Genomic DNA, 13,397 nt, shown 5'->3' with positions numbered 1-13,397 from the left:
TTGACTGGACGCTCTCTGAACGTGTCCACAGCACAGGCGATGGGCGCGGTGATCGCGAGCCGTGTGGCCGCCCAGGCGGGCATCCTGGACGTGCTCGCGCTCATCGACCTCGGCCTGCTCGCCAACCTCGTGCTCATCGTCATCTTCGCGGGCTACGAGAACTTCGTCTCGAAGATCGCGAGCGCGCACAACTCCGAGGACCGCCCGACCTGGATGGGCCACGTCGACTTCTCCGGCCTGAAGATGAAGCTCATCGGGTCGATCGTCGCGATCTCCGCGATCGGCCTGCTCGCCGACTTCATCGGGCTCGCGGACGCGGACTTCGACGAGAGCCGGCTGACCTGGCGGATCGTGCTGCACATCGTGTTCCTGCTGTCGGGCGTCGGCTTCGCGTTCATGGACTGGCTCGCCGAGAAGCGCCTCCAGGTGGCGCTGCTCACCCACTCCGAGGACTGAGGGCGGGCGAGCCTCAGGCCGCGGACGCCACGAGCTCGGAGGCGTCGACGATCGTGTACGCGTAGCCCTGCTCGGCGAGGAAGCGCTGGCGGTTGAGCGCGAAGTCGGCGTCGACCGTGTCGCGTACGACGAGGGCGTAGAACGTCGCCGGGATGCCGCTCGCCTTCGGGCGCAGCAGCCGGCCCAGCCGCTGGGCCTCCTCCTGCCGGGAGCCGTAGGAGCCCGAGATCTGGATGGCGACGGTCGCCTCCGGCAGGTCGACCGAGAAGTTCGCGACCTTCGACACGACGAGCACGCGGATGTCGCCCTCGCGGAACGCCTGGAACAGGCGCTCGCGCTCGTCGACGGGCGTCTCGCCGGTGAGGGTGGGCGCGCCGATGGCATCCGCCACCTCGTGCAGCTGGTCGAGGTACTGCCCGATGACGAGTGTCGACTCGCCCGCGTGCCGCTCGAGCAGGCGGCGCACGACGTCGATCTTGGCGGGGGCGCTCGCCGCGAGCCGGTAGCGCTCGTCGTCCCCGGCGGCCGCGTAGGCGAGCCGGTCGGCGGGGGTGAGGTCGATGCGCACCTCGACGCACGTCGCCGGCGCGATGTAGCCCTGCGCCTCGATCTCCTTCCACGGGGCGTCGTAGCGCTTCGGGCCGATGAGGCTGAACACGTCGCCCTCGCGGCCGTCCTCGCGGATCAGGGTCGCGGTCAGGCCGAGCCGGCGGCGGGCCTGCAGCTCGGCGGTGAGCTTGAACACCGGGGCGGGCAGCAGGTGCACCTCGTCGTAGACGACGAGGCCCCAGTCGAGCGCGTCGAGCAGCGAGAGGTGCGTGTACGCGCCGCCGCGACGCGCGGTGAGGATCTGGTAGGTCGCGATCGTGACCGGCCGGATCTCCTTGACCTGGCCGGAGTACTCGCCGATCTCCTCCTCGGTGAGGCCCGTGCGGCGCAGCAGCTCGCTGCGCCACTGCCGCGCGCTCACGGCATTGGTGACCAGGATGAGCGTGGTCGCGCCGATCTCGGCCATCGCGCCGGCCCCCACCATGGTCTTGCCCGCCCCGGGCGGCAGCACGACGACGCCCGAGCCGGCCTCGACGAAGGCGTCGACGGCCTCGCGCTGGTACGGACGCAGGTGCCAGTCCCGCTCGACGAGAGCGATCGGATGCGGCGTGCCGGGCGTGTACCCGGCGCGGTCCTCCGCCGGCCAGCCGAGCTTCAGCAGCTCCTGCTTGAGCTCGCCGCGCGCCCAGGCCTGCACGACGATCGTCAGCGGGTCGCGGTTCTCGAACAGCAGGGCGGCGACCTTCTTGGCGCGCCGGATCTCGGCGAGCACCGCGGCATCCGTCGCCGTGAGCAGCAGCGTGCCCTCGGGATCGCGCCGGATCGTGAGGCGGCCGTAGCGCGCCATCGTCTCCTCGATGTCGACGCGCACGCTCTGCGGGGTGGGGAACTTGCCGAACCGGTCGAGGGTCGCGAGCACCTCCGCGGCCGTGTGGCCGGCGGCGCGGGCGTTCCACAGCCCGAGCCGGGTGATGCGGTAGGTGTGCACGAACTCCGGCGCGCGCTCGAGCTCCGCGAACGCCTGCAGCCGGCGGCGCGCCTCGGCGGCCACCGGGTGCCCGATCTCGAGGAGGACGGTGCGATCGCTCTGCACGATGAGCGGGCCGGGCTGCGCGGACATCCGTCCAGGCTAGCCCGCCGAGCCGCGACGGGCGCGCCGGGCCGCCTCAGCGGCCGTCGACCTCGCGGAGGCCGACGATGCGCGACACCGGGAGCGTGCGCTCGATGCCCGCGCGCCGATCGAGCGCGCGCAGGCGGCCCCGCGCGACGGCGGTCGGCTCGAGCACGTGCTCCTCGATGCCGCCCTCCGGCGTGCGCAGGGTGACCGCCACGCGCAGCCGGCTCTTGACCGCGAGCTCGAGCTGCCGCTCGAGCCACGCGGTCGCGTCGTCGGCCGGCGTTCCTGCGGCGCGCAGCCGCGCGACGAGGGTGCTCGCGTGGTCGACGTCGGCGGGGATCGTCTGGGGGGCGAGCACGCGCGCGGTCGGACGACGCGGCGGCGGCTGCACCTCGCCGTCCGCGTTCTCGACCGCGACGGGGTAGCGCGCGTCGCGCAGCGCCGTGTACAGCACGTCGCGATCGAAACGGCTCACCGCGCCGTCGCCGTCGCGGCGCAGCCCGAGGGCCGTGAGCCGGCGGTCGACGAGGATCGTCTCGAGCGTCACCGGCTCCGTCGAGCGCACGTAGCCGACCCGCGTGGCGGACGGCGCGGTGACCACGGCGCCGGTGCGCACGAGCCCGTAGCGGCCGGCGGCCTCCGCGAGCAGGAACCGAGCGGGCTGCGGCACACCGGTGAGCGAGATCGTCTCGAGGAACGCGAGGATCGACTCGGCCGTCTCGCCGTGGTCGAGCGCCGCGGTGAGCGAGTCGTCGCTGATGCGGTACGTCGACGCGATGCCGCGCGTCTCGAGGCGCGCGATCCCGCGCAGGCGCTCGTGCACGGCGGTCTCGAGCGGACCCGCGGCGATCACCGTGAGGTCGTTCTGCAGGTAGACCCGGTCGACCTCCGCCGGCAGCAGCGCGCTGATCGACGCGAGCGCGTCGTCGGGGCGCCGGGCGATCGCGGCGATCCCCGGTGTCGTCGGGGTGTGCAGCGCGAGCAGGGCGAGCAGCTCGGCCGACCGCACGTAGCCGTCGATCTCGTCGCGGAATCGTTCGTCGGCCGCCGGATAGAACCAGCGCAGGTACTCGATGAGATGAGGACCCCAGCTCTCCGGGATGCGATCGCCCAGGAAGAACCGGGCGTCCTCCGAGATCTGCGCCGCCCACGCGGTCGCGAGCGCGACCCAGCGCTCGGCCACCGGGCGGAGCACCCAGGCGGATGCGGCATCCGTCGGCCGCCAGCGCCCGCCGGACAGCTCGATGAAGCCGGCTCGTCGCACGATGCCGAGGAGGGTCGGGACCTGGTCGACCGGCGTGCCCGTGGCGACGGCGATCCTCCTCAGGTCGGGCGCGCCCACGCCGCCCCGCGCGAGCTCGCGCGGGGGATCGCCCGCGAGCTCGTCGAACAGCTCGACGACCGTCGTCGCGATCGCGAACGCCTGCTCGGCCGCCGCGGCATCCACCCGCTGCTGCGACGGGCGCCCGCCCGCGTCGAGCTGGGGCGGCGGGGGAGCGCCGAGGGTGTCCGCGTCACGGAGGCCGAGGCCCTTCGGATCGGTGACGACCTCGCAGACCGCGTCGAACGTCAGCACGTCGCCGGCATCCGTGCGCGCGGCGAAGCCGAGGCCGACGAGCCGGTCGACGCGCGCCTCGACGGTGAGAGGGAAGCCGTCGTCGGTCTCGGCGGTGCGCTCGTCTACGTAGCGCTCGACCTCCGCGAGCGGAAGGGCGGTGCCCGGCGTCACGAGCGTGCACAGCCCGACGAGGGCGAGGAGCGCGCGTCGGTCGAGCCGGGCGACCGCGTGCTGCACGCTCGAGCGCTCGAGCAGCCGCTCGGCGAGATCGAACCAGTCGCCGACCCCGTGCTCGCGCACCTCGCGGGTGCGGATGAGGGTCGCCAGTCGCTCGTCGTCGAGCGCTCGCAGGCTGGACGCCAGGGCGAGCGCGGAGCCGCCGCTAGGCATCCCTCGACTCGCGAGCGCGACGAACGGCCGTCACGACCAGCCGAACGATGATGAGCACGAAGGCGATCGGGAGGCCGACGAGGGGCAGGGCGACGACGACCGGCCACACCTCGCCGCCGGCGGCGCGCACGATCATCGAGACGATGATCGCGATGATCGAGAGGCCGACGACCGCGGCGATCATGAAGGCGAGAACGCGCTCGCCGCGGTCCATGCCCGACGGGGTGTTCACTGCCACGCGCTCAACCATACGGCCCCGACCCGTCGCCTATGCTTGGGTGGGCCGTTCACGAGGGAGTCGATTCATCATGCCTACCGGCAAGGTCAAGTTCTATGACGACGTCAAGGGCTTCGGTTTCATCGCGACGGACGATGGCCAGGAGGTCTTCCTGCACGCCTCCGCGCTGCCGGCGGGCACCACGGGCATCAAGGCCGGCACGCGGCTCGAGTTCGGCATCGCCGACGGCAAGCGCGGAGCGCAGGCGCTCTCGGTGCGCGTGCTCGACGCGCCCGTGACCCTCTCCAAGCTCAACCGCCGCTCGGCCGACGACATGGCGATCGTCATCGAGGACCTCGTGAAGCTGCTCGACGGCATCGGCGCGGGACTGCGCCGCGGGCGCTACCCCGACCGCGCGCACGGCTCGAAGATCGCCCAGGTGCTGCGCAAGGTCGCGGACGACCTGGATGCCTGACTCGACCGGAGCGGATGCGGCGCTCGCCGAGCTGGCCCGCTCGGCGGCGCTCGAGATCGCGCCCGCGGCATCCGTCGGAGACCTCGTCGACACGATCGACGAGGGCGAGAACGTGCTGTCGCTGCAGTTCGACTGCCTCCTGCCGGGCTACCCCGGGTGGCGCTGGACGGTGAGCGTCGCACGGCTCGAGGGTCTCGAGCCGAGCGTGCTCGAGGCCGAGCTGCTGCCGGCCGAGGGCGCGCTGCTCGCTCCCGACTGGGTGCCGTGGAGCGAACGCCTCGCCGAGTGGAAGGCCGCGCAGGAGGAGGCGGCGCTCGCCGCGGCGGAGGACGAGCCCGTCGAGGAGCTCGACGAGGGCGACGCGGATGCCGACGGGGACGACGAGCTGGACGCGGACGACTTCGACGAGGACGACGCCGACGACGAGTCGCCGCGGCGCACGCACGGCGGGGACCTCGACGGGGTCGACATCGACGAGGTCATCGACGACGACCCGGGCGAGGGCGAGTAGCTCCGTCCCCGACGGCCGGGGTCAGTGTCGGTCGGGCTCAGAGCTGGTCGACGACGAACTCGATGCTGCGCACCAGCTGGCGCACGTCATCCGGCTCGATGGCCGTGAACGTCGCGACGCGCAGCTGATTGCGGCCGAGCTTGCGGTACGGCTCCGTGTCGACGACGCCGTTCGCGCGCAGCTCCTTGGCGACGCGCGCCGCGTCGACGGCGTCGACGAAGTCGATCGTCGCGACGACCTGCGAGCGGTGCGCCGGGTCCGCGACGAACGGCGTGGCGTAGTCGACCGACGCCGCCCAGTCGTACAGCACCGACGACGACTCGCGCGTGCGGGCGTCCGCCCACGACAGTCCGCCGCTCGCGAGCATCCAGTCGATCTGGCTCTCCATGAGCAGCAGCGTCGCGATCGCCGGTGTGTTGAGGGTCTGCTCGAGGCGCGAGTTGTCGATCGCGTTCTTCAGGCTGAGGAACTCGGGGATGTACCGGCCCGACGCCGCGATCCGCTCGACGCGCTCGATCGCCGCGGGCGAGAACAGCGCGAACCAGACGCCGCCGTCGGATGCGAAGTTCTTCTGCGGCGCGAAGTAGTAGACGTCGGCCTGCGCGGCATCGATGAGGATGCCACCGGCCGCGCTCGTCGCGTCGACGACCGTGAGCGCGTCGGCGGCCACGCGCTCGACGGGAGCCATCACGCCGGTCGACGTCTCGTTGTGCGGCCACGCGTAGAGGTCGACGCCGTCGACGAGCTCGATGCTGCTGCGCGATCCGCCGGGCGCGGTGAGCACGCGGGGCGTCTCGAGCCACGGGGCTCCGGCGGCCGCCGCGAACTTCGCCCCGAACTCGCCGAAGCTCAGGTGCTCGCTGCGCTTCTCGATGAGCCCGAACGCCGCGGCATCCCAGAACGCGGTCGACCCGCCGTTGCCGAGCACGACCTCGTAGCCCTCGGGGATGTCGAACAGTCGAGCGATGCCGGCCCGCACGCGGCCGACGAGCTCCTTGACGGGCGCCTGGCGGTGCGACGTGCCGAGCACCGCGGCGTTGGCCGTCAGGTGCGCGAGCTGCTCCGGCCGGATCTTGGAGGGACCGCATCCGAAGCGGCCGTCGGCGGGCAGAAGCTCGATCGGGATCTCGAGAGGCACCGCACGAGTCTAGCCCGGGCGTCCGGAGGCGGACGCGGGACGAAGGGCCCTTGCGCCGGGCCGTGCGCCGCGCCCCGGGCCGTCGGCGCGGCTCGGTAGGCTGATCGCGCACACCTTCCGGGAGGACTGGGATGACCGATCTCGTCGATACGACCGAGATGTACCTGCGCACGATCCTCGACCTCGAGGAGGAGAACATCGTGCCTCTCCGCGCGCGCATCTCGGAGCGTCTCGGGCACTCGGGCCCGACGGTGTCGCAGACCATCGCCCGCATGGAGCGCGACGGGCTCGTCGTCGTCGAGGGCGATCGCCACCTCGAGCTGACCGTGTCGGGGCGCAGTCGCGCCGTGCACGTGCTGCGCAAGCACCGCCTCGCGGAGCGCCTGCTCGCCGACGTCATCGGCCTCGACTGGGCCTACGTGCACGACGAGGCCTGCCGGTGGGAGCACGTGATGAGCGAGCAGGTGGAGCGTCGTGTGCTCGAACTGCTCGATTCGCCCCGCGAGTCGCCCTATGGCAACCCGATCCCGGGTCTCGCCGAGCTCGGCGCCGAGCCCGCGCCGCCGTTCCTCGACGGCGTCGAGAACCTCGTCGAGCGGGTGCGGTCGCAGGGCGAGGTGACCGGCATCATCCGTCGGCTCGGGGAGCCCGTGCAGTTCGAGCCGGAGCTGCTCGCGCAGCTGCGCGCGGCCGGGGTCGTGCCCGGAGCGACGGTCACGGCGTCCGCGGCGGACTCCTACGTGTTCGTCACCGCGGAGGGCTCCGGCGACGGGCTCGAGCTGCCGAACGAGGTCGCCGTCCACATCTACGTTCAGCGCTGACGTACCCCCAGTTCGGGTCAGGGATTATCACGGAACGGTAACGACTGCGTATAGTCGCCGGGTCCACTCGGCCGAACCGACGGCCGGAAGACCTCGACGTCAGACGCCCCCTTCACCCGTCTCTTGCTCGAGTACCGCAGAGTCATACGAAACGGATGGGACGGCAACCTAGGGCCGTGGGGGCGCAGGAGCATCCCTCTTGGCAACAGTAGGAACCCGAACCACCCGACCCACGACCCCCGGCCGAACCGGCCGGGTCACGACCAGCAAGACCGGCAAGACCGGCAAGACCGGCACGACCGGCCGGGGGCCACGCGCCTTCGCCGTCGGAGCCCTCGTCGTCCCCGCCCTCGTCGCGGGGATCCTCGGCGCGCAGGCCATCGGCACGACGTCCACCGCCGACGCGGCGACCCCGCGCGCGCACTACCTCTACACCGACGCGAAGGTGATCAAGGTCGCCAAGCGCTACACCGGAACGCGCTACCGCTACGGCGGATCGAGCCCGGCGGGCTTCGACTGCTCGGGCTTCACGCGCTACGTGTTCGCCCAGTTCGGCATCGCGCTGCCGCACTCGGCGGCCGCGCAGGGCCGGCTCGGCAAGCACGTGAGCCGCAAGCACGCGGACGTGGGCGACCTCGTCATCACGAGCGGCGGCGCGCACGTCGGCATCTACGTCGGCGGCAACCGCTTCATCGACGCCCCCAAGCCGGGCGAGCGGGTGCACGTGCGCACGATCTACACGCGCAATCACTATTTCGTGCGGCTGTTCTCCGCGACGCGCGCGGAGAAGCGGACGGATGCCGTGATCGCGAAGGCGAAGGCCGCCGCGCTCCAGGCGGCGCGCAAGCAGAAGGCGGCGGCCGCAGCGGCCGCGTAACGGACTCGGTGGGCGTGGGCCGGATGGCCTGGGACGGCGCGCGCCCACCGCATCCGTTTCGCGTCGATTCCGTGGCGACACGGAATCGAAACGCGCATGGGTTACTCTGATGCCCTCGGAGACATCGAGATCGAGGGACGCCGAATGATCACGCCGCACACCACCCAACCCACGGGTCGGCGCGCGGTCGTGCTCATACGGCTCAGCACTGCGTGCGGGCACCTCATACCCGCGCGTCGTCGGTAGGGCACTGTCTGGTTCGCCAGACGGTGCCTTTTGTTTTACCCCCCTCGTTCGACGCCACCGAGAGCCATCGAAAGCCCGCAAGCCGTGCGGGCCGATTCGAAAGGAACCCGGATGCGCACACTCGTCCTCAACGCCGGCTACGAACCGCTCGGCGTCGTCTCCTTCAAGCGAGCCATCGTGCTCGTCATGAATCAGAAGGCGACCGTCGTCGCGTCGGATCCGGCGCATCCGGTGTGGGCGGCGAGCGGGTCGTGGGACCGGCCGTCGGTCATCATCCTGCGGCGCTACGTGCGCATCCCGAACGGGCGCAGCGTTCCCGTGTCGCGGCGCGGCGTGCTGCGGCGCGACGACAACCGCTGCGGCTACTGCGGCGGCTCCGCGTCGACCATCGACCACATCCTGCCCCGTTCCCGCGGCGGCAAGGACTCGTGGGAGAACCTCGTGGCGTGCTGCCTCAGGTGCAACAACCTCAAGAGCGACCGCACCCCGCAGGAGATGAACTGGACGCTGCTCGTGACGCCGAAGGCGCCGCACGGGACGTCGTGGCTCGTGCGCGGCGTCGAGCGCGGCGTGCCGGACTGGGAAGAGTACCTGGCACGAGCCGCCTGAGTCGTAATCGATTTGTGATAATTCGAGGGCTCACGTAGCCTCGGGTGCGCGGGCGCCCCGTCGCTCGTTCACCATCAGCTCGTAGGAACTCCGGGGGTCGATCGTCCGTGACCGATCCGCGCGCGACCGCTGACGGCGTGTTCGCTGCGATCCTCTCGGGCGAGCCTGCACCCTCTGCTCCGGCCACGTCGGCAGCTCCGGCCGTGCCCGCCGGTTCGGACGGGGCGTCACCGTTCCCGACGCGCCGCGAGCTGCGCGAGGCCGAGCGCCGCCGCTCGTCGAAGCCGTCGCGTCGCGCCGCGCAGGCGCCGCGCCCCGTCGTCGAGCCGCGCGCCGCGCCCGTGCCGCAGGCCGCGCGTGCGCCCCGCGCCGTGCCCGTGCCGCAGTCCCCGCGCGTACGGCGCGCCGCGGCCGCGTCGACGGCCGCCGCGTCGCCGTCCGCCTTCGTGCCCCCGGCCGCACCCGCCTACGCGGACGCGCGCGCGTCGGTGCCGTCGCGCGCGCACGCGCACACCACCCGCAGGCCCGTGACCGCCCTCCTCACCATGACGGCCGTCGCTGGCCTCGTCGTCTCGGCGGGGCTGCCGGCGTACGCGTTCACCCAGCCGCCGGCCTCCAGCGCGGCCGCGTCGGCATCCGTCGGCTCCGCGCTCTCGGTGCCGGCGGACGCGACGTCGATCGACGCGACCCGCGACCCGTTCACCGCGACCACCCGCGCCGATCTCGCCGCCCAGCGCTCGAACCGGCTGCGGGATGCGAACTGGCAGGCCTACCAGAAGTCCGGCGCGCGCGAGGCCGGCGACGACTACCCCTACTTCTCCGAGCTCTCCCTGAACCAGGGCGGCGGCCTCTCGCCGCTCAACTACTTCTACCGGGAGTGCGTCGACTTCGTCGCCTGGAAGCTCAACGAGGACGCCGGTTCGACGACGGCGCCGTTCCTCATGGACTGGCACTACCTCACGCCGCTCGGCGGCAACGCCTACCAGTGGAAGTACAACTGGGAGGCGCACGGCTGGACGGTCTCCACGACGCCGAAGAAGGGCTCGGTCGCGTGGTTCGGCGGCCACGTCGGCTACGTCGCCGCGGTGAACGACGACGGCACGGTGCTCATCGAGGAATACAACTACCAGAACGACCACCTGTACGGCACGCGCACGATACCCGCGACGGATGTGGCGGCCTACCTGTACGCGCCGCCGCGGCCCGGCGAGTAGCTTGTCCCGCGCTCGGCGGCCGTTTCCGGTCTTTTCGCGCGTGCTACGGTGCTCCGCATGAAGCGTGCGGCCTGGCTGGTTGCTGTCGTCCTCCTGCTCTCGCCGCTGGCGGCCGTCGGCGCCGCCCACGCCGACGATCCCCCTGACGCCGGCGGCGATCCGGCCGACGCGACCGGCGACTCTGCCGTTGCGGGCAGCACGGTCGTGATCACGGGGCGCCTGGCTGGCCCGCAGCTGGCCGGATATACCTACTGGGCGTTTCTCGAGGGCGGCGACGTGCGGGACCCGGTCGTGGTCGGTCGGTCGGGCACCTATTCGTTTACGCCGACGCTCTGGGGCAAGGAGACGTTCTCGGTGGTGTTCGCCGCGAGCAAGGGCGACACGCCGCCCGTGCTCGACGACCCGAAGGTCACCGCTCAGCACGACGAGAACGATGCGGCCTCCCATACTGTCGCCGTGATCAGTCACAAGCGGTCCGGCAAATCCGAGGAGTTCGGGTTCAGCTTCGCCGTCTCGCCCACGACGGGTCAGTATGTCGTCCCGACCCAGCACTTCACGTCGATCTCCGGCAGGTTGACCAGGGCGAAGCGCATCGGCTCCGGGACGCTCACGGTGTACAGCGTGCGCAAGAGTGCGAAAGCCATCGCCGGGTACCGGCCGCCGTTGACACAGCTGACGCTGAGCAAGAAGACGAACGCCTTCGTCTGGCCCCTGCTGATGAACAGCACGGTCGACTACGGTGCGGTCAGCACCGATCGGAAGTGGGCGCTGTGCTTCTACAGTCAGCACGCGCACAAGTACCAGCAGACCTGCACCGCAGGCTTCCCGTGGGTGAAGAAGAGCACGTGGATCACGGGCGTCTCGACGCACGGGATCCACGGCTTCTCGCTCGCGGTTCCCGCGGCGAAGCGGTACTGACGCTCGCGCGACACAGGTCGGGGGCCGGTCGTCGCTAGTGTCGCCGCGCCAGCCTCTGTGCTTCCGAGCCGTACGCCACTCTGCCGGACGCCCCTGCGCCCGGTGGCCGTTTCCGGTCTTTTCGCGCGTGCTACGGTGCTCCGCATGAAGCGTGCGGCCTGGCTGGTTGCTGTCGTTCTCCTGCTCGCGCCGCTGACGGCCGTCGGGGCCGCCCACGCCGACGATCCGGCCGACGCCGACGGCAGTTCCGGCGACGTCGAAGGCGATTCCGCCGATGTGGCCGCTGATTCCTCGGATGTGGGCAGCCCGGTCGTCATCAGGGGGCGTCTGGTCGGTCCGCAGCTGCCGGGGTACACCTATTGGGCGTTCCTCGACGGTGACGCCCAGGTCAACGACGAAGGTCTCCGGGGCCAGATCGGCGAGCCGGTCGAGGTCAGTGCGTCCGGGGCGTATGCGTTCACGGTGACGGTGCACAGCAGGGACTCCTTCTCCGTGGAGTTCGCGGCGAGTGCGGGCACGACGCCGCCCGTGCGCGACGACCCGCGGGCCCGCGCCCAGTACAACGACCTCGAGGAGGGGCCGGGCACGACGGCCGTGATCGGTCACCATCGTTCGCGCGGATACACGTACTACGAGACCTCGATCGATGTCTCGCCCCGGAGCGGGCAGTTTGTCGTTCCCGTTCAGCGGTTCAGCTCGATCTCCGGTCGACTCACCGGTGCGAAGCGATTCGCCTCGGGGGAGATCAGGTTGTACAACGTGAGCACGAAGGCGAAAGGGATCGGCGAGTGGTGGTTCCGCCGGTTGACGCTGAACAAGAAGGCGAGCGTCTTCGCCTGGCCCCTGCTGATGTACTACGACGACTCCGGCCACCCCGGCGTGGTCGGCAAAGGCCGAAAATGGGCGCTGTGCTTCGACAGCTACAGTCGTCACCTGCACAAATACCAGCAGACGTGCACCGCGGGGGTCCCGTGGGTGAAGACGAGCAGGTGGCTCACGGCGACGTCGACGCACGGGATCAGGAATTTCGCGCTGAAGGTGCCGAAGGCGAAGAGATACTACTGAGGCCGTCGCACGGCGGTGTTCTCGAGCGTCGGCTTCGCTGTTAGAGTGCGCCCCATGAGACGTGCGGCCCGGCTGATGGCCCTCGTGCTGGCGCTGACCTGCCTCGTGGCGGTCGACGCCGCACACGCCGACGATCCGGCGGATGCGGACGGCGATCCGGCCGACGCGGGCGGCATGGTCGTCATCACGGGGCGTCTGGTCGGCCCGCAACTGCCCGGATACAGCTACTGGGCGTTTCTCGAAGGCGGGGAGCTGCTCGATCCGGTCGGAGACCCGGTGAAGGTCGACCGATCCGGGAGGTATGCCTTCACGCCGACGCTGTCCGACGCGGAGTCGTTCGCGGTGGTCTTCGCGGCCAGCAAGGGAGCGACGCCCCCCGCGCACGCCGGCTCCCAGATCAGCGATGACGAGGATGATGCTGCCTCCCAGACCACCGCCGTGATCACGCACAAGCGTTCTCGCAGCTCTGAAGACTTCGGATTCCGTTTCGAGGTCTCGCCGGCGACCGGGCACTATGCCGTGCCGGCCCAGCACTTCACCTCGATCTCGGGCAGGTTGGCGGGGGCGAAGCGCATCGGCCCGGGAACGCTCAAGGTGTACAGCGTGCGCAAGAGCGCGAAAAGCATCACCACCCCCTGGCGGCCACTGACACAGCTGACGCTGAGCACGAAGACGAAGACCTTCGCCTGGCCGCTGCTGATGAACACCGTGGTCGATTACGGCGCGGTCAGCAGCAGCCGGAAGTGGGCACTGTGCTTCTTCAGCCAGCACGCGCACACGTACGAGCAGGATGCGTGCACCGCCGGGTTCCCCTGGGTCAAGAAGAGCAAGTGGCTCACGGCCACCTCGACGCACGGGATCCACCAGCTCGCACTCAAGCTTCCCCGGCCCACGAAGTACTGACGTCGGTGCGCGGGCGGCGTCCGTCGGAGCCTCGGCCGGGGTGCTCGTCGCTAGACTTGTGGCGCCGGCCTCTGTAGCTCAATGGAAGAGCAGTTCCGTCCTAAGGAAAGGGTTGGGGGTTCGACTCCCTCCAGGGGCACCATAAGTTGTTCTCGCGAACCCCGGGCCGAATCCACGGCTCGGGATTCTTTGATTGCCGCACGTTCCGCGGCGGTCAAGCCCCAGGTAGTGGTGTAGCTCGGGTTCCTTCGAACTGTTGATGGTTCAGGCGGTGAGTTCGAGGGCGCTGTCGGTGGAGACCTCCTTGGCGTCGGTGTCGGTGTCGGTGTCGGT

General features: G+C 70.9%; 14 protein-coding genes and 1 tRNA gene. 11 read left to right on the top strand and 4 right to left on the bottom strand.

Translation table 11 applies throughout. The features are described from left to right. The first annotated feature begins 21 nt into the window (after positions 1 to 21). Positions 22 to 456, top strand: a complete 435-nt coding sequence (locus QT381_RS12025; protein WP_289249230.1) for a YqhA family protein — start codon at positions 22 to 24, stop codon at positions 454 to 456. Between the two features lie 13 nt (positions 457 to 469). On the opposite strand, the gene QT381_RS12020 is transcribed toward QT381_RS12025, so the two are convergent. From QT381_RS12020 to QT381_RS12010, 3 genes are read right to left on the bottom strand one after another with little or no spacing between them, the layout of a single operon-like run. Continuing rightward, positions 470 to 2,125 carry a DNA repair helicase XPB gene (locus tag QT381_RS12020; protein ID WP_289249229.1) on the bottom strand — a complete coding sequence of 552 codons (1,656 nt, stop codon included), beginning with the start codon at positions 2,123 to 2,125 and terminating at the stop codon, positions 470 to 472. Between the two features lie 46 nt (positions 2,126 to 2,171). Further along, positions 2,172 to 4,070: a helicase-associated domain-containing protein gene (locus QT381_RS12015; protein ID WP_289249228.1), complete on the bottom strand. Its 1,899-nt coding sequence runs from the start codon at positions 4,068 to 4,070 to the stop codon at positions 2,172 to 2,174. Beyond that, a complete protein-coding gene (locus QT381_RS12010; RefSeq protein ID WP_289249226.1) occupies positions 4,063 to 4,308 on the bottom strand; it encodes a hypothetical protein in 246 nt (81 codons plus the stop codon). Before QT381_RS12010 ends, QT381_RS12015 begins: the two co-directional genes overlap by 8 nt. A gap of 70 nt (positions 4,309 to 4,378) precedes the next feature. Here QT381_RS12010 and QT381_RS12005 point away from each other — a divergent pair, with 70 nt between their 5' ends. After that, a complete protein-coding gene (locus tag QT381_RS12005) occupies positions 4,379 to 4,762 on the top strand; it encodes a cold-shock protein (RefSeq protein WP_289249225.1) in 384 nt (127 codons plus the stop codon). Further along, entirely contained in the window at positions 4,755 to 5,273 is a 519-nt protein-coding gene (locus tag QT381_RS12000; RefSeq protein WP_289249223.1) for a DUF3027 domain-containing protein, read from the top strand. The genes QT381_RS12005 and QT381_RS12000 overlap by 8 nt, the downstream gene beginning before the upstream one ends. A gap of 37 nt (positions 5,274 to 5,310) precedes the next feature. Here QT381_RS12000 and serC read toward each other — a convergent pair whose 3' ends face one another. Next, positions 5,311 to 6,411 carry a phosphoserine transaminase gene (gene serC / locus QT381_RS11995; RefSeq protein ID WP_289249218.1) on the bottom strand — a complete coding sequence of 367 codons (1,101 nt, stop codon included), beginning with the start codon at positions 6,409 to 6,411 and terminating at the stop codon, positions 5,311 to 5,313. A 131-nt stretch (positions 6,412 to 6,542) separates the two neighbouring features. Here serC and QT381_RS11990 point away from each other — a divergent pair, with 131 nt between their 5' ends. From QT381_RS11990 to QT381_RS11955, 8 genes are all read left to right on the top strand, one after another. Further along, positions 6,543 to 7,232: an iron-dependent transcriptional repressor DtxR gene (locus QT381_RS11990; RefSeq protein ID WP_289249215.1), complete on the top strand. Its 690-nt coding sequence runs from the start codon at positions 6,543 to 6,545 to the stop codon at positions 7,230 to 7,232. Positions 7,233 to 7,431: 199 nt separating this feature from the next. Further along, positions 7,432 to 8,109, top strand: coding sequence for a C40 family peptidase (locus QT381_RS11985; protein ID WP_289249214.1), 678 nt, complete (start codon positions 7,432 to 7,434; stop codon positions 8,107 to 8,109). Between the two features lie 357 nt (positions 8,110 to 8,466). Then, positions 8,467 to 8,964, top strand: coding sequence for an HNH endonuclease (locus QT381_RS11980; RefSeq protein WP_289249213.1), 498 nt, complete (start codon positions 8,467 to 8,469; stop codon positions 8,962 to 8,964). Between the two features lie 107 nt (positions 8,965 to 9,071). Beyond that, the gene (locus QT381_RS11975) at positions 9,072 to 10,178 is read left to right on the top strand and encodes a CHAP domain-containing protein (protein ID WP_289249212.1); all 1,107 of its coding nucleotides are present in this window, start codon (positions 9,072 to 9,074) and stop codon (positions 10,176 to 10,178) included. Between the two features lie 57 nt (positions 10,179 to 10,235). After that, positions 10,236 to 11,096: a hypothetical protein gene (locus tag QT381_RS11970; protein WP_289249211.1), complete on the top strand. Its 861-nt coding sequence runs from the start codon at positions 10,236 to 10,238 to the stop codon at positions 11,094 to 11,096. Between the two features lie 102 nt (positions 11,097 to 11,198). Continuing rightward, positions 11,199 to 12,161, top strand: coding sequence for a hypothetical protein (locus QT381_RS11965; protein WP_289249210.1), 963 nt, complete (start codon positions 11,199 to 11,201; stop codon positions 12,159 to 12,161). 54 nt (positions 12,162 to 12,215) lie between these two features. After that, positions 12,216 to 13,064: a hypothetical protein gene (locus QT381_RS11960; RefSeq protein WP_289249208.1), complete on the top strand. Its 849-nt coding sequence runs from the start codon at positions 12,216 to 12,218 to the stop codon at positions 13,062 to 13,064. A 67-nt stretch (positions 13,065 to 13,131) separates the two neighbouring features. Further along, positions 13,132 to 13,206 (top strand) — tRNA-Arg (locus QT381_RS11955). The last annotated feature ends 191 nt before the right edge of the window (positions 13,207 to 13,397 follow it).

The organism is Galbitalea sp. SE-J8, assembly GCF_030345695.1.
Lineage (GTDB): Bacteria > Actinomycetota > Actinomycetes > Actinomycetales > Microbacteriaceae > JAUASV01.
The sequence above is the reverse complement of the archived record's forward strand: the minus strand, read 5'-3'. Positions and strand labels throughout refer to the sequence as shown.

Excerpts from the sequence above, each read along its gene's own strand:
- QT381_RS12020 (WP_289249229.1), bottom strand. The coding sequence starts at position 2,125 with ATGTCCGCGCAGCCCGGCCCGCTCATCGTGCAGAGCGATCGCACCGTC.
- QT381_RS12015 (WP_289249228.1), bottom strand. The coding sequence starts at position 4,070 with ATGCCTAGCGGCGGCTCCGCGCTCGCCCTGGCGTCCAGCCTGCGAGCG.
- QT381_RS12005 (WP_289249225.1), top strand. The coding sequence starts at position 4,379 with ATGCCTACCGGCAAGGTCAAGTTCTATGACGACGTCAAGGGCTTCGGT.
- QT381_RS12000 (WP_289249223.1), top strand. The coding sequence starts at position 4,755 with ATGCCTGACTCGACCGGAGCGGATGCGGCGCTCGCCGAGCTGGCCCGC.
- QT381_RS11990 (WP_289249215.1), top strand. The coding sequence starts at position 6,543 with ATGACCGATCTCGTCGATACGACCGAGATGTACCTGCGCACGATCCTC.
- QT381_RS11980 (WP_289249213.1), top strand. The coding sequence starts at position 8,467 with ATGCGCACACTCGTCCTCAACGCCGGCTACGAACCGCTCGGCGTCGTC.
- QT381_RS11970 (WP_289249211.1), top strand. The coding sequence starts at position 10,236 with ATGAAGCGTGCGGCCTGGCTGGTTGCTGTCGTCCTCCTGCTCTCGCCG.
- QT381_RS11960 (WP_289249208.1), top strand. The coding sequence starts at position 12,216 with ATGAGACGTGCGGCCCGGCTGATGGCCCTCGTGCTGGCGCTGACCTGC.